This is a genomic window from Streptomyces sp. ADI96-02, from assembly GCF_003846185.1.
GTDB lineage: Bacteria > Actinomycetota > Actinomycetes > Streptomycetales > Streptomycetaceae > Streptomyces.
Genome location: NZ_ML123034.1, coordinates 2,297,035 through 2,316,925 on the forward strand (window position 1 = coordinate 2,297,035; position 19,891 = coordinate 2,316,925).

Here is a 19,891-nt window from a genome sequence, read left to right on the forward strand (position 1 = left end):
CCGGTCCCGGCGCGGGGTCGTCGGCCGGGGCGGGCCCCGGCGCGGGGTCGCGCGCCCGGGCCGCCCGGTGATGGCGTCGTGGTGGGCGTTAGCCTCGGGCGGAGAAGAGGACCACAGGTACGTGAGGGAAGCGATGGTGGTGGCGATGGCGAAGGTTCCGGCAGCGGCGGTGGCGGCGAGCGGTCTCGTCGGGGGTTATGGCGTTGCCCGGTGGACGAAGAAGCGCCCGCTGGGCGGCGTGGCCCTCGCGGCGGCCGGGTCGCTGGCGGCGTACGAGTGGAACCGTCAGGCCGGGCCGCGTGCGGCCGGTGCGCTGACCGTGGCGTACGTGGCGGCGTTCGCCGGTTCGCACCCGCTCGCCAAGAAGCTCGGCGCCTGGCCCGCCGTCTTCACCGTGGCGGGCGGGGTCGCCGCCGCCTCCTGGGCCGTCACCCGCCGGGCACGCTGACACCCGCTCCGCGCCCGTACTCCCTGAGCACCGGGCAGCCGCCCGCCCGTATGCCCGGGCGGCGGCCCGCTGAAGCCGGGTGCGTATCCGTGCGACAGAACGGGTACGCACCCGGGCCCCGGAGCGCCCGAGACACCCGACGCACCCGACGCCCCGACACAGTCCGGGCACCCGGGGCACTCCGTACGGTGGATCAGCCGCCCAGGGCCCGTGACACCGAATAGATCGCCAGGCCCGCCAGCGCACCCACCACCGTGCCGTTGATCCGGATGAACTGCAGGTCACGGCCGATGTGCGCCTCGATCTTCTTCGACGTCTGGTCCGCGTCCCAGCTCGCGACCGTGTCGCTGATCAGCGACGTGATCTCCGCCCGGTACGTCGTCACCACGTACACCGCCGCGTCCTCCAGCCACCCGTCCAGCTTCGACTGGAGCCGTTCGTCGCTCGCCAGCCGTGCGCCGAGCGACATCAGGGACGCGCGGGCCCGCAGCCGCAGCTCGCTGCGCTCGTCCTCGGCCGCCGAGAGGATCATCGTCCGGACCGAGGACCAGGCCGACGCGATGACGTCCTGCACCTCGCCGCGGCCCAGGATCTCCGACTTCAGCCGCTCCACCCGCACCCGGGTGTCGGCGTCGCTCTGGAGGTCGGCCGCGAAATCGGTGAGGAAGGTGTCGATGGACGCGCGTGCCGGATGGCCCGGCATGTCCCGCATCTCCGTGACGAACCGCAGCAGTTCCTTGTAGACCCGCTCGCCCACCCGCTTGTCGACAAAGCGCGGCGTCCATCCCGGCGCTCCGCCCTGCACCGCGTCCATCACGGATTCGCCGTGCTCCACCAGCCAGTCGTGCGCCCGGACACAGACCAGATCGACGACCCGGCGGTGGCCGCCGTCCTCCACGACCCGCTCCAGCATCTTGCCGAGGCCCGGACCGACCTCCACCGCGTCCGCGCGCCGGGTGATCGCCTCGCCGACGACCGCCTGCACGTCGGAGTCCCGCAGCACGGTCAGCGCACCGCGCAGCGCCGTCGCCAGCTCCGCCGTCACCCGTTCGGCGTGCTCCGGCTCGGCCAGCCACGCGCCGACCCTCCGACCGACGCCGAGAGCGTGAATTCGGTCACGAATGACGTCTCCGGAGAGAAAGTTCTCCCCCACGAAGGAACCAAGTGACTGCCCCAGCTGATCCTTCTTGGTGGGGATGATGGCAGTGTGCGGGATCGGCAGCCCGAGCGGACGCCGGAAGAGGGCCGTGACGGCGAACCAGTCCGCCAGCGCACCCACCATCCCCGCCTCGGCAGCCGCCGCGACGTAGCCCGGCCAGCCCGCCACGCCTGAGTTCTTCGCCCAGGTGGCCAGGACGTACACGACCGCGACGAGCAGGAGGAGACCGGTGGCCGTGAGTTTCATGCGCCGTACGCCGCGCTGCTTCTCCTCATCCGCGGCGGTGTACGCGAACGAGGCCAGCGGCCCCGCCGACCGCGAGCCCGCCGACCGCGGCCCCGTCGGCTGCGGTCCCTCCGGCCGCGGCCCCGCCGACCGCGAGCCGGCTCCCGGCGCGTCCTCGCCATTCGCCGACGGGCCGTCAGCGCCGATATCCTTCCCCGTCGTGGCGCCGCGCGCACCGGCCGCCACGGCGTCGCCGCCGTCCCTGCCCGCCGGCCCGGTTTCCGTCCCGGTCCCTTCGGGGTCCTGCCCTGGCTTTCGCACCGCGTCCTGCTCTCCGGATCCGGTCTCGTCCATCCGCTCCACCCGTCCGCGTACGCCTCGCCCCCCGTGCCGTACGCATTGTCCCTACCTCACCTACTCCCGGGCCGCACGTCGAGTTCCCCACGGCCTGTCGCATCATGGGACCAGCACGATCATCACAAGGAGAACCACCGCACATGCCCAGGCGCCAGGGGTATGCCCTGCTCATCGCCCTGGTGGCGGGTACCGCCGCCCTCGCCGCCGTCGTCGCCCTCGGCACGACGCTGCTGTCCGGCTCCGGCTCTGCGCCGCTTCCGCCCGCCGAGACGCACGCCGCGGCCCGTAACCCCGTGGCCCCCGCCACCTCCGGCGGCGCCTGGATCGCCACCTGGACGGCCGCGCCCGTCGGACCCGAACCCGGCACCCCGAACGGCCTCCCCGGGCGCACCATCCGCAACGTCGTGCACACCAGCGTCGGCGGCGACGCGGCCCGCATCACGCTGTCCAACCTCTTCGGCACCGCCCCGCTCGTCGTCGACCAGGCCACGGTGAACACCCGCCCGGTGACGTTCAAGGGCTCGCCCGTCGTCACCGTCCCGGCGGGCGGACGGGTCGTCAGCGACCCGGTCGTCGTCCCCGTCGCCCCGGACGCCGACCTCCAGGTCAGCTTCCGCACCCCGCGCCCGAGCGGCCCCGTCACCTACCACCCGAACACGCATCAGACGTCCTTCCTCATCGACGCCCGCGGCACCTGGTCCAACCCCAACTGGCGCTATCTGACCGCCGTGGACGTCCGCAACGTCACCGCGCCCGGGACCGTCGTCGTCATCGGGGACTCGCTGACGGCGGGCAGCGGTTCCACCACCGACGCCAACTCCCGCTGGACCGACGTCCTCGCGGACCGGCTGCGCGACCGGTACGGCGTCGCCAACGCGGGCATCGCGGGCAACCGCCTCCTCAGCGCTGGAACCGGGGGCGGCAGCGGCCTCTCCCGGTTCCAGCGCGACGCCCTCTCGGTCGCCGGGGCCAAGACCGTGTTCGTGGCCCTCGGCATCAACGACGTCCAGCAGGCCCCCCAGGAGACGGACCCGCAGCGCATCGTGCGCGGTCTGCGCACCCTGACCGACCGGGCGCACGCCCGCGGCCTCACGGTCGTCGGCGCGACGCTGACCCCGTTCGAGGGCTACCCGACCTGGACACCCGAGCGCAACGCCGTACGCCTGGCGGTCAACGAGCAGATCCGGGCGGGCGGCGTCTTCGACGCGTACGTCGACTTCGACGAGGCCGTACGCGATCCCTACGCGCCGAACCGGCTCCGCCCGGCGTACGACTCCGGCGACCACCTGCACTTCAACGACGCCGGGTACCGCGCGCTCGGCAACCAGGTGGACCTGAAGTCCGTGGACCGGGTCCGCACCCCGAAGTCCGACGCGCTCTGATCCGCCGGGCCGACGGGACGAGCGGGGCGGGCCGCCGGGGCAGGTGGGGCGAGCGGGGCGGGCCGCCGGGGCGAGCGGGGCAGGCGGGGCAGGCCGGCCGGCGGCCGGGCGAGCCAGCCCATCGCTCGGCCCCCGAGCCCCGTCGCTGAGCCCCCGCCCCCGAGCCCGCTGCTCAGCCCAGTTCCTTGCGCCCGCCCCCTCCGGCCGCGTCCGGGCCGCCGCCGCCCAGCCGCTTCTGCTCGGCAGATGCCCGTTCCGCCTCCTCGGCCGCCTTCTCCAGGCGGCGGCGCTCCGCCTTCGTCCGCTTGCGCTCGACCCCGACCCCGCCCATCAGCGCGAAGCCGGTGACGCGCACCCGAGGGGCGTCGGGGGCGGGGTCGGCCTCGCCGTTCGAGCCCTCGCCGAAGCCGCCCATGATGCCGACACCCCGGACCTCGACGTTCAGCTCGGGCGGCACCGTCACGTGCAGACCGCCCATGATCGTGAAGCAGCGGATGACGGTCTCGCGGTCCTCGAAGTCCGCCTCGCGCAGATCGATCTCGCCGCCGCCCCACATGGCGAACGCGGTGAACGTCCGCCCCACCGTCCAGCGGCCCTTCCGGTTGAACCCGCCCCAGAAGGCGAACGCCCCCTTCGACGTCGCGGGGCCGCCGATCCGGTCCGGCCAGTTCGAGGCGGAGCCGCGCGGTGCGGCGGGCCTCGACGGTCCCACCGGAGCCACGGCCGAGCCGGACGCCGGAAGGTCGCGGACGAGCGGTTCCAACTCGCCGTGCGTACGGGCCCGGTAGGCGGCGTCCAGGCGCTGCTCGAACTCGTCCATCTCCAGCCGGCCCTCGGCCACGGCATCGCGCAGCACCTCGGCGATCCGCTCACGCTCGGCATCGGAGGCACGCATCTCCGGACGTTCACTTGTCATACCGCGCAGCCTAGGGAAGCCGCCCGTCCCCGTCACCGACCCGCAGCTCCCCGATCCGCCCGCGCCGGGCCACCGCCCTGAACATCCTGGTCGCCCCGAACGTCCTGGTCGCCTAGGTCGCCCTGGTCGCCCTGGTCGCCCTGGTCGCCCTGGTCGCCCGGAGGCGTCGGGCTCGGCGCCGCGCCCGACTCGTACATCCGGGCGATCACCGACTCGATGTCCGGCTCGCGCACCGAGAGGTCGACCAGCGGATGCTCCGCCGCGATCCGCGCCACCAGCGGGGCCGCCGACGCCGACGCCGGAAAGGCCAGCCACTGGCGGGCGCCCTCCACCCTGACCACCCGCAGGGACGGCTCCGACTCCAGCTCGATCGGGGGCAGTTCACGCTCCAGGTCGACCATCAGCATGCGCTCGCTGCCGCCCGCCTCATGGAGACCGGCGAGCGAACCGTCGTACATCAGCCGGCCGTGGTCGATCACCATCACCCGCCGGCACAGTTGCTCGATGTCGGTCAGATCGTGCGTCGTCAGCAGGACCGTCGTCCCGCGCTCCGCGTTCAGCTCCTTCAGGAAGGCGCGCACCTGGGTCTTGGAGATCACGTCGAGCCCGATCGTGGGCTCGTCCAGGTACAGGACGTCCGGATCGTGCAGCAGGGCAGCCGCGATGTCGCCGCGCATCCGCTGACCGAGCGAGAGCTGCCGCACCGGGACTTCCAACAGCTCGCCCAGATCGAGGAGTTCGACGCACCGGTCCAGGTTCTCCCGGAACCGCCGGTCGGGGATGCGGTACATCCGGTGCATCAGCCGGTACGAGTCGCGCAGCGGCAGGTCCCACCACAGCGTGGTCCGCTGACCGAAGACCACGCCGATCCGGTGGGCCAGCCGGGTCCGCTCCCGGGACGGGTCGATGCCCGCCACGCGCAGCCGGCCGCCGCTCGGCGTGAGGATGCCCGTCAGCATCTTGATCGTGGTCGACTTCCCGGCCCCGTTCGGGCCGATGTAGCCGACCATCTCGCCGCGCGCCACGCGAAAGCTGATGCCGTCCACCGCGCGCACCTCGCGTCGTTCGCGGCGCAGCAGGCCCGTCCTGCGGCGGACCTCGAAGACCTTCTCGACGCCGTCGAGCGCGATGAAACCGCCGTCCGCGCCCGCACGCGTACCCGTGCCCGTGCGCATACCCGTGCCCGTGCCCGTGCGCCCACCCGTACGCGCACGGGCCTCCGCATCCGCCTTCCTGCTGCTCGCACCCACTCCGCCGCCCGCACCCGCACCCGCCCGGATGTCCGCCCGCCTACCGGCGGCCCCTGTGTCCGTCCCCATGCCCGCACCCTCCTCCGTGTCCGTCGTCCGTCCGCGGCCCGCCCGCGCCCCCGCCGCCCCGCTCAACTGCCCGTACTCCGGTACGCCCGCAGCCCCGCCCGCCACGCGAGCCCCGCCAGGGCGCAGCACCCCGCCGCGACCAGCGGCGGCAGGAACGCCACCCACTCCGGCAGCGCCACCGGGTACTCCCGGCCCAGCACGTACAGCGCGGGCAGCCACCCGACGAAGGCCAGCGGCACCACGAACGTCACCCCGCGCACCAGGTCCTTCGCGAAGATCGTCGGCGGGTACTGGAGCAGCGTGGTCCCGCCGTACGTGAAGGAGTTCTGCACCTCCGAGGCGTCCTGGGCGACGAACTGGAACGCCGCGCCCGCGACGAAGACGGCCCCGAAGATCGCCGCGCCGCTCACCACCGTCACCGGCAGCATCAGAATCTTCAGCGGCGTCCAGGCGATGTCCAGGGAGGCCACCGCGTAGCCGAGGACCAGCAGCCCCTGCGTGATCCGCCCCACCCGGCGCAGTGCGAACCGGTCCGCCGCCACCTGCGCCAGCACCGGCACCGGCCGCACCAGCAGTGTGTCCAGCGTCCCGTCCCGCACCCGCCGCCCCAGCCGGTCCATCGAGCCCAGCAGCAGGTCGCACAGGCCGAACGCGGTCGCCGAGAGGCCGTACAGCAGCGCGATCTCCGGCAGCGTGTATCCGCCCAGCGCGTCGACGTGCGTGAACATCAGCATGATCGTGACGAAGTCGAAGGCCGTCACGGCGAGGTTCCCGAGCGTCGTCATGGCGAAGGACGCCCGGTACGTCATCGTCGAGCGCACCCACATGGCCACGATCAGCCCGTACGCCCTGAGCCCTTCGGCCACCCGGGACCGCCGGTCGAACGGGACGCGCTCGCCGAGGCGGAAGCCCTCGTCGAGGGGGAAGCCCTCGGACCCGACCGCCTCCGCACCCGCCTCCACACCCGCCTCACCTACCGCTCCCGCGTCCCGTCCCGCACCCGCCTCCCCTACCGCTACCGCTCCGGGCTCCGGCTCCGGCTCCCGCTCCCGGCCCTCGCCCGCACCGGCCGCCACCGCCGCCGCCGCGTCAGCCACCCTGCACCACCACCCTCCTGGTAGCCGCCGCCTGCACCAGCCGCCCGGCCAGCAGCAGCACCACCGCCCACCCGCCCTGGAACGCGTACGCCTCCACCAGCCCCCACCCCGTGTACGTACCGAGGAACACGTCGGCCGGGACCTGGAGCAGCGCGGACCACGGCAGGAGGCGGGCCACCTCGCCCAGCAGCCCGGGGAACAGGTTGAGCGGCAGCAGCATCCCGGAGAAGAACAGGCCCGACAGCCAGGCGATCTGCATCGCGCCCGCCCCGTCCAGCAGCCAGAACGCCGAGAGCGCCACCAGGAAACGCACCGCGAAACTCACCACCACGCCCAGCACCACCGACAGGAGGAACGCCGGCCACGTCCACAGGGAGCCGGGCAGCGCCAGGTCGAAGGCGAGCGCCCCCAGCACCATCGGCACCACGCCCCGCCCCAGCAGATGGAACGCGGCCCGGCCCAGGTCACCGGCCAGCCACCACAGTTGGAGGTCGACGGGCCGGTACAGGTCCACCGCGATGTCCCCGGTCCGGATGCGTTCCATCAGCTCGTCCTCGAAGCCGCCGCCCATCAGGGCGCAGGCCATCAGCAGCGCCTGCCCGAGCCAGACGTACGTCAGCGCCTGCGAGGTGTCGTATCCGCCGAGCAGCGGACGCTCGTCCCACAGGGCGATGTAGGTGTACGCCATGATGAAGCCGAAGACGGTGTTGGTGAACACCCCCGCCGCCGTCGCCGTCCGATACGTGGCATAACGCCGGAACCAGCCCGCCGCCACCACTGCGTACAGCCGCACGCCGCCCCCTCGTCCCCGCCGTCGACCGGCTCCCCGCCGCCGCGCACCCGCCCCGGGCACGCCGCGTGTCCGGGCCGCCACCCGTTCCGGACGCCAAAGCGCACGACCTTAGTGCACGGGTGGCGGCTGCCGCGACCGCATTTCGGGGGACGATCGCGAAGAATCCGAGGGTTTCCCGGCGAAATGGGCACTATGGATGAACCGACCGCCTCCGAGGAGCCCCACCGACATGAGCGACGAGCAGCAGAACTGGGACCCTCGGGACCCCTCCGGCGCCGCGGACGCCCCCGGGGACGACAGGCGTGCGCCCCGCGCACCGAAAAAGAGGAAGCGCACGAAGCGCCCCCGGAGGACCGGATGGCGCCGCCTCTTCCCCACCTGGCGGATGGCCCTCGGCACGGCGCTGGGCCTCGCGCTCCTGATCGTCGGCGGGTTCTACGCCGGATACCGGCTCGTCGAGATCCCGGCCGCCAACGCCCACGCCGACGCCCAGTCGAACGTCTACCTCTACCGGGACGGCAGCGTCATCGCCCGCGACGGCGAGGTCAACCGGGAGAAGATCCGCCTCTCCCAGGTCCCGCTCACCGTCCAGCGGGCCGTACTCGCCGCCGAGGACCGCGACTTCTACACCGAACGCGCGGTGGACGTGAAGGCCATGCTCCGGGCCGGCTGGAACACGGTGACCGGCAAGGGCAAGCAGGGCGGCTCGACGATCACGCAGCAGTACGTCAAGAACTACTACCTCGGCCAGGAACGGACCGTTCCGCGCAAGGTCAAGGAGTTCTTCATCTCGGTCAGGCTCAACCGCGAGGAGAGCAAGGACCAGATCTTCGAGGGCTACCTCAACACCAGCTACTTCGGCCGCAACGCGTACGGCATCCAGGCCGCCGCCCAGGCGTACTACGGCAAGAACGTCGAGGACCTCACCACCGCCCAGGGCGCCTACCTCGCCTCCCTCCTGAACGCCCCCAGCGCCTACGACGTCGTCGCCCACCCCGACAGCAGGCCCGCCGCCCTGGACCGCTGGAACTACGTGCTGGACGGCATGGTCAAGGAGAAGTGGCTCGACCCCGCCGACCGGGCGGCGACGACGTTCCCCGTACCCGGCCCGGCCAAGCCCCCCAACGGGCTCTCCGGACAGCGCGGCTACCTCGTCCAGGCCGTCGAGGACTACCTCACCGCCAACCGGATCATCGACGCGAAGACCCTGGCCACCGGCGGCCACCGCATCACCACCACCCTCGACCGCGGGAAGCAGGACGCCTTCGTCGAGGCCGTCGACGCCAACGTGACGTCCCGGACCGACCCGGACCGCGAGGCCGACCGCAACGTACGCGTCGGCGGAGCCTCCATCGTCCCGGACACCGGCGAAGTCGTCGCCCTGTACGGCGGCGTCGACTACACCCGGCAGTACGTCAGCAACGCGACCCGCCGCGACTACCAGGTCGGCTCCACCTTCAAGCCGTTCGTCCTGGTCTCCGCCCTCGCCAACGACTCCACCACCCAGGACGGCCGGCGCATCACCCCCGGCACCGTCTACGAGGGCGACAACAAGCGACCCGTGCGGGGCCCGCGGGGCTCCACCGGGTACGCGCCCGCCAACGAGGACGACGCCGACTACGGCCGGATCACCGTCCGCGACGCCACCGACAAGTCGGTCAACTCCGTCTACGCCCAGATGGCCCAGGACGTCGGTCCCGCCCAGGTCGAGGACACCGCCGTCGCCCTCGGCATCCCCGCCGACACCCCCGACCTCACCGCCTCCCCCTCCATCGCCCTCGGCCCGGCCAACGCCAGCGTCCTGGACCTCACCGAGGCGTACGCCACCCTCGCCGACCACGGCCGGCGCCTCCCGTACACCCTGGTCGACAAGGTCACCAAGAACGGCTCCGAGATCAGGCTGCCCGACCGACAGGCCGACCAGGCCGTCAGCCGCGAGGCCGCCGACACCACCACCGACGTCCTGCGCGGCGTCGTGGAAGGCGGCACCGGCACCGCCGCCGGGGCCGCGGGCCGCCCCGCCGCGGGCAAGACCGGCACCGCCGAGGAGGACAAGGCCGCCTGGTTCGCCGGTTACACGCCCGACCTGGCGACCGTCGTCGCCGTGATGGGCCAGGACCCCGAGACCGGTGTCCAGACACCGCTGTACGGAGCCCTCGGCCTCCCGCGCGTCAACGGCGGCGGCGCGCCCGCCGAGACCTGGGCCGACTACACGCGGGCCGCGCTGCGCGGCGCGCCGGTCCAGGACTTCGACCTGGAGATCGCGCCGGACTCCGACGAACCGCAACCGCCCTTGGAGGACGACCCGGACGACCCGGACGCCACCGCCGACCCCTCGGACTCCCCCTCCGGCACGCCGCCCGGAACCCCGTCCGACAGCGCCTCGTCCACCCCCGGCCCGCCCGGCCGCGACCCCGGCACGACCGGGACGGCGGACGGCACATCCACCGGCAGCGCGGACAGTTCCGGCGCCACGGACGGCACGGGCGGAACAGGAGGGACAGGAGGGACAGGAGGGACGGGAGAGACCGGCGGAACAGGCGGGACCGGCGGGCCGGGCGGGTCGACCGGCGGCGGCGCGACCGGCGGCTCCACCGCGGGCTCCGGGGCCACCGGGGGCGGCGGACTCACCGGCGGAGTCGTCGAAGGGGCCCGCGGCCCGCGCCTCGCCGAACAGTAGAGCGGTGAGACGGTAAGACGCGGGCGAAGGCGAAGGCGAGGGGCAGGGCGTCAGTGACCCGAGGTCGCCTTCAGACCGACGACGGCCACCAGCAGCAGACAGACGAAGAAGATCCGGGCCGCGGTCACCGGCTCGTTCAGCACGACCATGCCCAGCACCGCCGCACCGGCCGCGCCGATGCCCACCCACACGCCGTACGCCGTACCGATCGGCAGCGTCTTCGCCGCGTGCGACAGCAGCACCATGCTCGCCACGATCCCGAGACCGGTGAACACGCTCGGCCACAGCCGGGTGAACCCCTCGGTGTACTTCATCCCGATCGACCAGCCCACTTCGAGCAGACCGGCGACGAGCAGCAGAACCCAGGCCATGACAGAACCTCCGACGACGAACACGCGGACAACACGGGTGCGTCGTCTTTGCCTGCCCGGTACGGCGCGTCTCGTCGGGGTCCCACCACCGTAGCAAGAAACCGGTGAAGGGCCTGGTGACAACGGTCACCAGGCCCTTCCGCCTCGGCCGGACCACAGGTAGAGAGATGCAGCCGGTCGGACTACCGGTCGGACTACAGGTACAGCCCGGTCGAGTCCACCGAACCCTCGAAGCGGTCCGCCGCCACCGCGTGCAGATCGCGCTCCCGCATCAGCACGTACGCCACGCCCCGCACCTCGACCTCGGCACGGTCCTCGGGGTCGTACAGCACCCGGTCGCCGGGCTCCACCGTCCGCACGTTCTGGCCGACCGCGACCACGACGGCCCACGCGAGCCGCCGGCCCACCGCGGCCGTCGCCGGGATCAGGATGCCGCCGCCGGAACGCCGCTCGCCCTCCGACGCGTCCGTGCGCACCAGCACCCGGTCGTGCAGCATCCGGATGGGCAGCTTGTCGTCGTCATGGGGGGCGCCGCCAGCGACGCCACGGGTGTTCTCGCTCACGGCACGCAACCTACCTGCCCCACCCCGGACCGTACGCCTCCGGGGTGCGGCCGATCACCTGTCGCGCCGGGACGAGAGGGTGAGCAGCCCCACCACACCCACCACGAGCAGGGCCACGGGGATCACCCGCTCCAGCCGCGGCGATCCGTCCTCGGCGACGAACTGGCCCCTCACGCCCGACACCGACCGGTTCACCGCGACGAACGCGCGGCCCGCCGTCCGGTCCACGGACTGCGCCGCCTTCGCCTTCGCGTCACCGATGATCGTCTTGGGGTGCACGCGCACCCCGATCTCATCGAGCACCACCGCGAGCTTCTCGCGCCTGCTGATGATGTCCGCCTCGATCTGCGCAGGGCTCCTGGCATCCGACACTGCGCCGCCTCCGTGGTCGTCGTCCGGTAAACCTTCATCGACAGTCTGTCAGCTCGAACCCCCGCACACCCGGCGGCACCCCTATTACGCTCGGTCCCGTCCGACCCACGCGCCACCCGAGGAGAACCACATGAGCGAGCGACTCCAGCCCGGCGACACCGCTCCCGCCTTCACCCTTCCCGACGCCGACGGCAACGAGGTCTCGCTCGCGGACCACCAGGGCCGCAAGGTCATCGTGTACTTCTACCCCGCGGCGCTTACCCCCGGTTGCACCAAGCAGGCCTGCGACTTCACCGACAATCTCGACCTCCTCGCGAGCGCCGGGTACGACGTCATCGGCGTCTCCCCCGACAAGCCGGAGAAGCTCGCGAAGTTCCGCGAGAAGGAGAACCTGAAGGTCACGCTGGTCGGCGACCCGGCCAAGGAGACGCTGGAGGCGTACGGGGCCTTCGGCGAGAAGAAGCTCTACGGCAAAGTGGTGACGGGCGTCATCCGCTCCACCGTCGTGGTCGGCGAGGACGGAAAGGTGGAGCACGCCTTCTACAACGTCAAGGCCACCGGTCACGTCGCGAAGATCATCAAGGACCTCGGGATCTGACCGGATCCGTTCGCCCGGTCGGGCTACCCGCACCGCCCGGGACCGGCCCCGGCCGCCTCCCCTGCTCCGCCCCTGCCCTCCCCCGCCCCGGCCCGCGTACACCGTGCGGCCCGGGGCGGGGCGGCCGACGGGGCACCCCACGGCACACCGATCGGGCCGAAATCGCCCCGCATCAGCCCGGATCAGCCCGGACCGGATCGGACCGGATCGGATCTGCTCGGACCGGATCGGATTCCCGGCCACTCCCGGCCGAAAACATATGACGCAGGTCACATTCGGTGATCGAGTCGGTTTGCGACCGCCATGTCCGCGCAGAAGCCTTTCCTGGAACACCTGCGAGGAAAGGATCCGGCCATGGCGGCCTCCGACCACCACCAGGCGGCCGACCCGGAAGCGGTCAAACGTCATCCCACCCTCTTCCGCGCGATCAGGAAGCGCCGGAACCCCCGGCTCCGGCGGACGGACATCACCGTCACGGACGACCGGGCGGTCAAGCGGGCGGTGAAGGCGGCGTCGCTGGGCAACGCCATGGAGTGGTTCGACTTCGGCATCTACTCCTACCTCGCCGTCACCATCGGCCACGTCTTCTTCCCGTCCGGAAACGAGACGACCCAGCTCCTCTCCTCCTTCGCGACGTTCGCCGTGGCCTTCCTCGTACGGCCGCTCGGCGGAATGTTCTTCGGCCCGATGGGCGACAAACTCGGCCGCAAGAAGGTCCTCGCCCTCACGATGATCCTCATGGCGGTCGGCACGTTCGCCATCGGCCTGATCCCCTCGCACGCCACGATCGGCCTCTGGGCCCCCGTCCTGCTGATCGTCTTCCGGATGCTCCAGGGCTTCTCCACCGGCGGCGAGTACGGCGGCGCCTCGACGTTCATCGCCGAGTACGCCCCGGACAAGCGCCGCGGCTTCTACGGCAGCTTCCTGGAGTTCGGCACGCTCGCGGGCTACGTCGGCGCGGCCGGCCTGGTGACCGCCCTGTACGCCGTCCTGGACACCGCGCAGATGGAGTCCTGGGGCTGGCGGATCCCGTTCCTGGTCGCCGGACCGCTCGGACTGGTCGGCCTCTACCTGCGGCTGCGCCTGGACGAGACGCCGGCCTTCCAGAAGCTGGAGGGCGGCACGGCGCACGCGAGCGAGGCGGCGGACGGCGTCGAGTCCACCGCCAAGGGCGACCTCGCCAAGATCTTCCGACAGCACTGGCGGACGCTGATCCTCTGCATCTGCCTGGTGGGCGCGTACAACATCACCGACTACATGCTGCTGTCGTACATGCCGACGTACCTCTCCGACGAGCTCGGCTACAGCGAGACCCACGGACTGCTGATCCTGCTCGCCGTGATGGTGTTCCTCATGCTGATCATCAGCCGGGTCGGCAAACTGTCGGACCGCTTCGGCCGCAAGCCGCTGCTGATGACGGGCATGCTGGGCTTCCTCGTCCTGTCGCTGCCCGCGTTCCTGCTGATCCGTGTGGACGGCATCCTGCCGATCACCGCCGGCATGCTGATGCTCGGCCTCTCGCTGGTGTGCCTGCTCGGCACGATGTCGGCGGCCCTGCCGGCACTGTTCCCGACGAACGTCCGCTACGGGTCCCTGTCGGTCGGCTACAACCTCTCCGCGTCGATCTTCGGCGGCACGACCCCGCTGGTGATCACGGCCCTGATCAGCTGGACCGGCTCCAACCTGATGCCCGCGTACTACGCGATGGCGGCGGCCCTGGTCGGGGTGATCGCGGTGGCCTGCATGAAGGAGACCGCGCAGCAGCCCCTGGCCGGCTCCCCGCCCTCGGTGGCCACGGACGAGGAAGCCGCCGCGCTGGTCCAGGCCCAGACACCGCCCCCGAAGTTCTGAACCGCCGCCTTCCCCGGGCCTCCCCTCGACGCCGAACTCACCGCGTCCTCCCCCGCCGCGTCCTCCTCACCGGACCCCTCGCCACCGAATTTCGGACGTGACCGTCCGACAATCGGTTCGTTACTCCGTACGAGGCTGCGAACGCGCGGCCGGACGCGGAGGAGGACTGGCATGGCTGTTCGCTATACACCCGAGTTGCTCGAAGAAGCGGCACGGATGACGACGAACGCGAGTGACGCCGTGCGGTGGTGCGGAGGAACACCGACGCCGGGGAGCAGACGCTACCTGCGCAAGAAGATGTCAGAGGCGGGCATAAACACCTCTCACTTCACCGAAGGGCGCCTGCGCCACACGGAAGAGACGTTGCGTGAGCTGGTCGCCCGATCCACGAGTGTGGCCGAAGTAGTGCGTGGGCTGGGCATCAGCCCGGTCGGCGGGAATCACGCCCACATCGGCCGCCGCATCACCGCCCTGTGCATCGACACCTCGCACTTCACGCCGAGAGCTCCCGGCCGGCGGAGGCCCAGAGGCTCGTTGGGCGACCTGCTGACTCTCCGCGACCCGTCCGACGGCCGCGCACCCGGCGAACGGCTTCACCGAGAGCTCGTTCGCAGGGGCGTCGAGAACGTGTGCGCCGAGTGCGGCAATCGCGGGGAATGGCTGGGGCAGTCGCTCCGGCTCGAAGTCGACCACGTCAACGGCCAGTGGTGGGACAACCGCCCGGAGAACCTGCGCTTCCTGTGCCCGAATTGCCATGCTACGACGGACACGTATCGCGGACGTAAGCGGCGGAGCGCGGCGTGAGCACCCATTGCCCCCGCGACCGGTTGGCACGGTACACCGCCACGGCCCGCAGCCTCGTCGACCTCCTGCACCGTCTGGGCGCACCCGTGGGCAGTGCGTCCCTCCGCTACGTACGCGGCCGGCTCATCCACTACGGCATCGACACCTCCCATTTCGTGGAAGAGGCTCTGCCGGCCCGGGAACGCCGGACGTATCCGAAGGAGGTCCTGGCCGAAGCCGCCGCCCACTCCCACAGCATCCGGGACATGTTCACGTACCTGGGACTTCCGCCCGGCGACCGCCCCTACAGCCATCTACGAAGGAGAATGGACCAACTCGGCATCGACACCACTCATTTCACCAGCGGGCGGCGGTGCACGTCACCATCGAATCCGCGCACCGCCCTGGCCGAAGCGATCGCCAGGTCAAACAGCTTGGCGGGCGCGCTGAGGATCTTGGGACTGGCGGACAGTAGCAGCGCTCGCGCTCGTTTGAAGCGGGACGCCGAAGCACACGGCCTGTCGACGGCCCATTTCACCGGACAGGGGCACGGCCGAGGGAACCGGTCCCGCCACCGGAAGTCGGCCGACCAGGTACTGCGGCGACCGGACTCCGGCGCCTCCCGGACGAAGACCGCCCAGCTGCGGCGGGCGCTCGACGATGTCGGGGTGCCTCGCGTCTGCACGAGGTGCGGAACGGGAGACGCTTGGCGGGGCAAGCAGCTCGTCCTGGAGATCGACCACATCAACGGCGACCGGCTCGACAACCGCCGCGAGAATCTCCGGTATCTGTGCCCCTCGTGTCACAGCCAGACGCGAACCTTCTCAAGGACGTCCAGGGCCGCACAGTAGAGTGGTTCCCGCGGGTCCGTACCCCAGCTGGCCTAGAGGGCGCCGGTTTAGGTCCGGTGTGTCGTGGGTTCGAGTCCCACCGGGCCCACAGAGACAGGGCGGTGGCGACCTCCGTCAGGGAGGTCGCCACCGCCCTCCGTCTGTCACCCCACCAGCTCCCGCACCACCGGTGCCAGCGCCCGGAACGCCTTGCCGCGGTGGCTGATGGCGTTCTTCTCGGCCGGGGTGAGTTCCGCGCAGGTGCGGGTCTCGCCGTCGGGCTGGAGGATCGGGTCGTAGCCGAAGCCGTGCGTGCCGGAGGGCGCGTGGCGCAGGGTGCCCCGCAGGCGGCCCTCGACGACGCGTTCGGTGCCGTCGGGCAGGGCGAGGGCGGCGGCGCAGGCGAAGTGGGCGGCGCGGTGGCCGTCCGCGATGTCGCCGAGCTGGGCGAGGAGCAGGTTCAGGTTGGCCCGGTCGTCGCCATGGGTGCCGGACCAGCGGGCGGAGAAGATGCCGGGCGCGCCGCCGAGGACGTCCACGCAGAGGCCGGAGTCGTCGGCGACGGCCGGGAGTCCGGTGGCGCGGGCCAGTGCGTGGGCCTTGAGGAGGGCGTTCTCGGCGAAGGTGACGCCGGTCTCCTTGACGTCCGGGATGTCCGGGTAGGCGTCCGCGCCGACGAGGTCGAGGTCGAGCCCCGCGTCGGTGAGGATGGCGTGCAGTTCGGTGATTTTCCCGGCGTTGCGGGTGGCGAGGATCAAGCGCTTCATGGCCCGATTATGGCCGGGGCGTACGGGGCGGTCCGGTGCGGGCCCGCGCCGGGCCGAGGATCGTCCCGTGCGCCGGCCCGACCGTCGTCCGCACCGGTGGCTCGGCCGTTCGTGGTGGCCGCGGCGGCCCCGCCTACGGTGTGCAGACCTTGCCGATCTCGGTGGCCGCGTCGGTGATCGGGCTGATGTCGGGGGTGGCGTCGCCGCCCTCGATGGAGTCGCGGACGTTGGTGACGCCGGTCTTGAGGTCGCCGATGGCCTGGGAGAGGTCGGCGTTGTCGGTGGTGTCGTCGAGCTTCTTCAGCTCGCGGTCGATCTCGTCCAGGGATTCGGATGCCTGGGTGATGTCGCCGGAGGCGTCGGCGACGGCCTGCTGGAGCTTGTCGACGCTGGTGGCGATGGCGTCGGCGGTGCGGACGCAGTCGAGGGTCTTGTCGAGTGCGCCGCAGCCCGCGGCGGTGGTGACGGCGAGCAGTGCGGTGGCGGTGGCAAGTGCGAGGCGTTGGTGGCGGCGCGAGGCCATGGTGCGGTCCCTCCCCGGGAATCGGTACGCGGACGGACGCACGGTTCGACCCGTGCGTCCGTGTGCGTAACGACGCTGTGCGGTGTGTATTTGGTTGCTTCTTTACCCGGGGAGGGTGAGTCGCTACGCGTTCAGGGTGCGGGCGAGTGCGTCGGACTGGAGCGTGGCGAGGTCGACGCAGCCGGCGGTGGCCAGGTCGAGGAGCGCGCCGAGCTCCTTGCGGTCGAAGGGCGCGCCCTCGGCGGTGCCCTGGACCTCGACGAAGCGGCCGTCTCCGGTGCAGACGACGTTCATGTCGGTCTCGGCGCGGACGTCCTCCTCGTAGCAGAGGTCCAGGAGGGGGGTGCCGTCGACGATGCCGACGCTGACGGCTGCGACGGTGTCGGTGAGCGGCTTGCGGCCGGCCTTGACGATCTTCTTGCCCTGGGCCCAGGCGACGGCGTCGGCGAGGGCGACGTACGCGCCGGTGATGGCGGCGGTGCGGGTGCCTCCGTCGGCCTGGAGGACGTCGCAGTCGAGGACGACGGTGGTCTCGCCGAGGGCCTTGTAGTCGATGACGGCGCGCAGGGACCGGCCGATCAGGCGGCTGATCTCGTGGGTGCGTCCGCCGATCTTGCCGCGTACGGCTTCGCGGTCGCCGCGGGTGTTGGTGGAGCGGGGCAGCATGGAGTACTCGGCGGTGACCCAGCCTTCGCCGCTGCCCTTGCGCCAGCGCGGGACGCCTTCGGTGACGGAGGCGGTGCACAGGACTCTGGTGTCGCCGAAGGAGATGAGGACTGAGCCTTCGGCGTGCTTGCTCCAGCCGCGTTCGATGGTGACGGGGCGGAGCTGTTCGGGGGTGCGGCCGTCGATGCGAGACATGGGGGCGACTTTATCCGTTGGCGGGGGTGGCTCCGTTCGGGTGCGGGGGCTGCTGCGTCCGGGTGCGGTGTCGGCGCGTCGTCCGGGTGCGGGACGGGCCCCGTACCCGGGTGGGGTGCGGGGCCCGTGGGCCGCGGGGGCGGAGCCGTCCGGCGGTGGTACGGCGGGTGTCAGCCGGTCACATCAGGTCTTCGGCGCCGGGGCACATCACGTCTTCGGTGCCGGTCACATCATGTCTTCGGTGCCGGTCACATCATGTCTTCGATGTCGGCGGCGATGGGGTCGGCGTCGGTGCCGATGACGACCTGGATCGCGGTGCCCATCTTGACGACGCCGTGGGCGCCCGCGGCCTTGAGGGCGACTTCGTCGACCTTGCTCGGGTCGTGGACCTCGGTGCGGAGACGGGTGATGCAGCCTTCGATCTCGTCGATGTTGTCGATGCCGCCGAGTCCGGCGACGATCTTCTCAGCCTTGGTGGCCATGTCCTTCTCCCTGGTTCTTCGCGCGCAGACGGCCGCCCGCTGCGGATCCGTTTCGTCACGGTAACGCACGGTTGGCCCAACTTCGCGGGCGGGTGACCCCATGATCCCGAAGGATGATGATCACCGGCGCTCCGCCCTTCGGAGCGGGCCCCGGACCGTGTCGCGACTGGTCTACACCAGTTTGCAACGACCGCCAAACGTGGCTTGTTCCGGAAGGACGCCGATGAGTTCGAGCGCTGCGGCGGCACCCCGGCCGGCATGGTGGAACGGGCCGGTCCAGGGGCTCCAGAAGGTGGGCCGCAGCCTCCAGCTCCCGGTCGCGGTCCTCCCGGCGGCGGGCCTGCTCGTCAGCCTCGGCAACCTCTTCGGCTCGTACCTGCACGGGACCTTCTGGGACAAGACGTCCAAGGTGCTCCTCAACGGCGGGACGGCGATCCTCGACGGGCAGGTGGGGCTGCCGCTGCTCTTCTGCATCGGCGTGGCCATCGGCTTCGCGAAGAAGGCGGACGGATCGACGGCCCTGGCGGCGGTCGTCGGCTTCCTCGTCTACCAGGGCGTGTTGAAGGCGTTCCCCGTCCACGACTCGGTGACCGAGGCGCTGCCGGACGGCGTGCCGCAGAATCCGGGCGTGCTCGGCGGCATCACCATCGGCCTGCTGACGGCCGTGGTGTGGCAGCGCTACCACCGTACGAAGCTGGTGGACTGGCTCGGGTTCTTCAACGGACGCCGGCTGGTGCCGATCCTGATGGCGTTCCTCTGCGTGGTCCTCGGGGTGCTGTTCGGGCTGCTGTGGCAGCCGGTGGGGAACGCGCTGACCTCGTTCTCCAGGCAGCTGATCGACCTGGGCGCGTGGGGCGCGGCGATCTTCGGTTTCGCGAACAGGCTGCTGATCCCGATCGGGATGCATCAGTTCCTGAACACGTTCTTCTGGTTCCAGGCGGGTTCGTTCACGAAGGCGGACGGTTCGACGGTCCAGGGCGACATCTCGCGGTTCTTCGCGGGAGACCCGTCGGCCGGCCAGTTCACCTCGGGCTTCTTTCCGATCATGATGTTCGGCCTGCCCGCCGCGGCTCTCGCCATCGCGCACACGGCGCGGCCGGAGCGGCGCAAGGAGGTGTCCGGGCTGATGCTCTCCGTGGCGCTGACGTCGTTCGTCACGGGCGTGACGGAGCCGCTGGAGTTCTCGTTCATGTTCGTCGCGCCGCTGCTGTACGGCGTGCACGCGGTGCTCACGGGTGTCTCGATGGGCGTCACCTGGGCGCTGGGGGTGCATGCGGGGTTCAGCTTCTCGGCCGGGCTGATCGACTATGTCGTCAACTGGCATCTGGACACGAAACCCTGGCTGATCATCCCGATCGGTGCCTGCTTCGCCGTCGTCTATTATGTGATCTTCCGTTTCGCGATCACGAAGTTCGACCTCAGGACGCCGGGCCGCGAGCCGGGCGAGCTGGAGCGGGAGACCGAGCGGGATCTGACGAAGTAGCTGGCCACCGGGGTGTCGGACCCGGCGGCGG

The 19,891-nt window shown here is 71.5% G+C and carries 20 protein-coding genes, 1 tRNA gene and 1 riboswitch; of the genes, 9 read left to right on the forward strand and 12 right to left on the reverse strand.

From position 1 onward, the window contains the following. The first annotated feature begins 133 nt into the window (after nucleotides 1-133). On the forward strand, nucleotides 134-448 hold the full coding sequence (locus EES43_RS09975) for a hypothetical protein (RefSeq protein ID WP_124271879.1): 315 nt from the start codon (nucleotides 134-136) through the stop codon (nucleotides 446-448). Nucleotides 449-641: 193 nt separating this feature from the next. Here the strand turns inward: EES43_RS09975 and EES43_RS09980 are convergent, their stop codons facing one another. Continuing rightward, entirely contained in the window at nucleotides 642-2,186 is a 1,545-nt protein-coding gene (locus tag EES43_RS09980) for a DUF445 domain-containing protein (RefSeq protein WP_124268405.1), read from the reverse strand. A 143-nt stretch (nucleotides 2,187-2,329) separates the two neighbouring features. On the opposite strand from EES43_RS09980, the gene EES43_RS09985 reads away from it, so the two are divergent. Continuing rightward, on the forward strand, nucleotides 2,330-3,571 hold the full coding sequence (locus tag EES43_RS09985; protein WP_124268406.1) for an SGNH/GDSL hydrolase family protein: 1,242 nt from the start codon (nucleotides 2,330-2,332) through the stop codon (nucleotides 3,569-3,571). Between the two features lie 172 nt (nucleotides 3,572-3,743). Here the strand turns inward: EES43_RS09985 and EES43_RS09990 are convergent, their stop codons facing one another. The 4 genes from EES43_RS09990 to EES43_RS10005 all read right to left on the reverse strand — a co-directional run bounded on the left by EES43_RS09990 (nucleotide 3,744) and on the right by EES43_RS10005 (nucleotide 7,696). Continuing rightward, a complete protein-coding gene (locus EES43_RS09990) occupies nucleotides 3,744-4,466 on the reverse strand; it encodes a DUF1707 SHOCT-like domain-containing protein (protein WP_124271880.1) in 723 nt (240 codons plus the stop codon). Between the two features lie 53 nt (nucleotides 4,467-4,519). Continuing rightward, a complete protein-coding gene (locus tag EES43_RS09995) occupies nucleotides 4,520-5,662 on the reverse strand; it encodes an ABC transporter ATP-binding protein (RefSeq protein ID WP_241192630.1) in 1,143 nt (380 codons plus the stop codon). A gap of 206 nt (nucleotides 5,663-5,868) precedes the next feature. Beyond that, nucleotides 5,869-6,672, reverse strand: a complete 804-nt coding sequence (locus tag EES43_RS10000; protein ID WP_124271881.1) for an ABC transporter permease — start codon at nucleotides 6,670-6,672, stop codon at nucleotides 5,869-5,871. Between the two features lie 223 nt (nucleotides 6,673-6,895). Further along, entirely contained in the window at nucleotides 6,896-7,696 is an 801-nt protein-coding gene (locus EES43_RS10005) for an ABC transporter permease (protein ID WP_124268407.1), read from the reverse strand. A 229-nt stretch (nucleotides 7,697-7,925) separates the two neighbouring features. Between EES43_RS10005 and EES43_RS10010 the strand changes: the two genes are divergently transcribed. Continuing rightward, the gene (locus EES43_RS10010) at nucleotides 7,926-10,376 is read left to right on the forward strand and encodes a transglycosylase domain-containing protein (RefSeq protein ID WP_206430022.1); all 2,451 of its coding nucleotides are present in this window, start codon (nucleotides 7,926-7,928) and stop codon (nucleotides 10,374-10,376) included. Nucleotides 10,377-10,426: 50 nt separating this feature from the next. On the opposite strand, the gene EES43_RS10015 is transcribed toward EES43_RS10010, so the two are convergent. The 3 genes from EES43_RS10015 to EES43_RS10025 form a co-directional block, all read right to left on the reverse strand. Further along, entirely contained in the window at nucleotides 10,427-10,747 is a 321-nt protein-coding gene (locus EES43_RS10015; RefSeq protein WP_124268409.1) for a DMT family transporter, read from the reverse strand. A gap of 36 nt (nucleotides 10,748-10,783) precedes the next feature. After that, nucleotides 10,784-10,850, reverse strand: a riboswitch (guanidine-III (ykkC-III) riboswitch). A 91-nt stretch (nucleotides 10,851-10,941) separates the two neighbouring features. Continuing rightward, complete coding sequence (locus tag EES43_RS10020) at nucleotides 10,942-11,244, reverse strand: GroES family chaperonin (protein ID WP_124271882.1); 303 nt, start codon at nucleotides 11,242-11,244, stop codon at nucleotides 10,942-10,944. Nucleotides 11,245-11,364: 120 nt separating this feature from the next. Further along, complete coding sequence (locus EES43_RS10025) at nucleotides 11,365-11,682, reverse strand: DUF3618 domain-containing protein (RefSeq protein WP_124268410.1); 318 nt, start codon at nucleotides 11,680-11,682, stop codon at nucleotides 11,365-11,367. A 130-nt stretch (nucleotides 11,683-11,812) separates the two neighbouring features. Here EES43_RS10025 and bcp point away from each other — a divergent pair, with 130 nt between their 5' ends. From bcp to EES43_RS10050, 5 genes are all read left to right on the forward strand, one after another. Next, entirely contained in the window at nucleotides 11,813-12,280 is a 468-nt protein-coding gene (gene bcp, locus EES43_RS10030) for a thioredoxin-dependent thiol peroxidase (RefSeq protein WP_124268411.1), read from the forward strand. A 354-nt stretch (nucleotides 12,281-12,634) separates the two neighbouring features. Then, nucleotides 12,635-14,131 (forward strand): glycine betaine/L-proline transporter ProP, encoded by a 1,497-nt coding sequence (gene proP, locus EES43_RS10035; protein WP_124268412.1) that lies wholly within the window; start codon nucleotides 12,635-12,637, stop codon nucleotides 14,129-14,131. A gap of 171 nt (nucleotides 14,132-14,302) precedes the next feature. Beyond that, complete coding sequence (locus EES43_RS30580; protein ID WP_206430024.1) at nucleotides 14,303-14,935, forward strand: HNH endonuclease signature motif containing protein; 633 nt, start codon at nucleotides 14,303-14,305, stop codon at nucleotides 14,933-14,935. Then, complete coding sequence (locus EES43_RS10045) at nucleotides 14,932-15,765, forward strand: HNH endonuclease signature motif containing protein (protein WP_124268414.1); 834 nt, start codon at nucleotides 14,932-14,934, stop codon at nucleotides 15,763-15,765. Before EES43_RS30580 ends, EES43_RS10045 begins: the two co-directional genes overlap by 4 nt. Nucleotides 15,766-15,777: 12 nt before the next feature. Next, nucleotides 15,778-15,853, forward strand: a tRNA-Leu gene (locus EES43_RS10050). A 55-nt stretch (nucleotides 15,854-15,908) separates the two neighbouring features. Here EES43_RS10050 and rdgB read toward each other — a convergent pair. The 4 genes from rdgB to EES43_RS10070 all read right to left on the reverse strand — a co-directional run bounded on the left by rdgB (nucleotide 15,909) and on the right by EES43_RS10070 (nucleotide 18,479). Next, nucleotides 15,909-16,511, reverse strand: a complete 603-nt coding sequence (gene rdgB / locus EES43_RS10055; protein WP_124268415.1) for an RdgB/HAM1 family non-canonical purine NTP pyrophosphatase — start codon at nucleotides 16,509-16,511, stop codon at nucleotides 15,909-15,911. 133 nt (nucleotides 16,512-16,644) lie between these two features. Further along, complete coding sequence (locus tag EES43_RS10060; RefSeq protein ID WP_124268416.1) at nucleotides 16,645-17,034, reverse strand: hypothetical protein; 390 nt, start codon at nucleotides 17,032-17,034, stop codon at nucleotides 16,645-16,647. Nucleotides 17,035-17,157: 123 nt separating this feature from the next. Then, nucleotides 17,158-17,895, reverse strand: a complete 738-nt coding sequence (gene rph, locus EES43_RS10065; protein WP_124268417.1) for a ribonuclease PH — start codon at nucleotides 17,893-17,895, stop codon at nucleotides 17,158-17,160. A 248-nt stretch (nucleotides 17,896-18,143) separates the two neighbouring features. Beyond that, nucleotides 18,144-18,479 carry a PTS glucose/sucrose transporter subunit IIB gene (locus tag EES43_RS10070; RefSeq protein ID WP_277426053.1) on the reverse strand — a complete coding sequence of 112 codons (336 nt, stop codon included), beginning with the start codon at nucleotides 18,477-18,479 and terminating at the stop codon, nucleotides 18,144-18,146. A gap of 121 nt (nucleotides 18,480-18,600) precedes the next feature. On the opposite strand from EES43_RS10070, the gene EES43_RS10075 reads away from it, so the two are divergent. Further along, nucleotides 18,601-19,860 (forward strand): PTS transporter subunit EIIC, encoded by a 1,260-nt coding sequence (locus EES43_RS10075; RefSeq protein WP_124268419.1) that lies wholly within the window; start codon nucleotides 18,601-18,603, stop codon nucleotides 19,858-19,860. Nucleotides 19,861-19,891: the final 31 nt, after the last annotated feature.

Excerpts from the sequence above, each read along its gene's own strand:
- EES43_RS09990 (WP_124271880.1), bottom strand. The coding sequence starts at position 4,466 with ATGCGTGCCTCCGATGCCGAGCGTGAGCGGATCGCCGAGGTGCTGCGC.
- rph (WP_124268417.1), bottom strand. The coding sequence starts at position 17,895 with ATGTCTCGCATCGACGGCCGCACCCCCGAACAGCTCCGCCCCGTCACC.
- EES43_RS10020 (WP_124271882.1), bottom strand. The coding sequence starts at position 11,244 with ATGCTGCACGACCGGGTGCTGGTGCGCACGGACGCGTCGGAGGGCGAG.
- EES43_RS10075 (WP_124268419.1), top strand. The coding sequence starts at position 18,601 with ATGAGTTCGAGCGCTGCGGCGGCACCCCGGCCGGCATGGTGGAACGGG.
- proP (WP_124268412.1), top strand. The coding sequence starts at position 12,635 with ATGGCGGCCTCCGACCACCACCAGGCGGCCGACCCGGAAGCGGTCAAA.
- EES43_RS10015 (WP_124268409.1), bottom strand. The coding sequence starts at position 10,747 with ATGGCCTGGGTTCTGCTGCTCGTCGCCGGTCTGCTCGAAGTGGGCTGG.
- EES43_RS09985 (WP_124268406.1), top strand. The coding sequence starts at position 2,330 with ATGCCCAGGCGCCAGGGGTATGCCCTGCTCATCGCCCTGGTGGCGGGT.
- EES43_RS09975 (WP_124271879.1), top strand. The coding sequence starts at position 134 with ATGGTGGTGGCGATGGCGAAGGTTCCGGCAGCGGCGGTGGCGGCGAGC.
- bcp (WP_124268411.1), top strand. The coding sequence starts at position 11,813 with ATGAGCGAGCGACTCCAGCCCGGCGACACCGCTCCCGCCTTCACCCTT.
- EES43_RS10070 (WP_277426053.1), bottom strand. The coding sequence starts at position 18,479 with ATGGGGTCACCCGCCCGCGAAGTTGGGCCAACCGTGCGTTACCGTGAC.
- EES43_RS10010 (WP_206430022.1), top strand. The coding sequence starts at position 7,926 with ATGAGCGACGAGCAGCAGAACTGGGACCCTCGGGACCCCTCCGGCGCC.
- EES43_RS09980 (WP_124268405.1), bottom strand. The coding sequence starts at position 2,186 with ATGGACGAGACCGGATCCGGAGAGCAGGACGCGGTGCGAAAGCCAGGG.
- EES43_RS09995 (WP_241192630.1), bottom strand. The coding sequence starts at position 5,662 with ATGCGCACGGGCACGGGTACGCGTGCGGGCGCGGACGGCGGTTTCATC.
- EES43_RS10060 (WP_124268416.1), bottom strand. The coding sequence starts at position 17,034 with ATGGCCTCGCGCCGCCACCAACGCCTCGCACTTGCCACCGCCACCGCA.
- rdgB (WP_124268415.1), bottom strand. The coding sequence starts at position 16,511 with ATGAAGCGCTTGATCCTCGCCACCCGCAACGCCGGGAAAATCACCGAA.
- EES43_RS30580 (WP_206430024.1), top strand. The coding sequence starts at position 14,303 with ATGGCTGTTCGCTATACACCCGAGTTGCTCGAAGAAGCGGCACGGATG.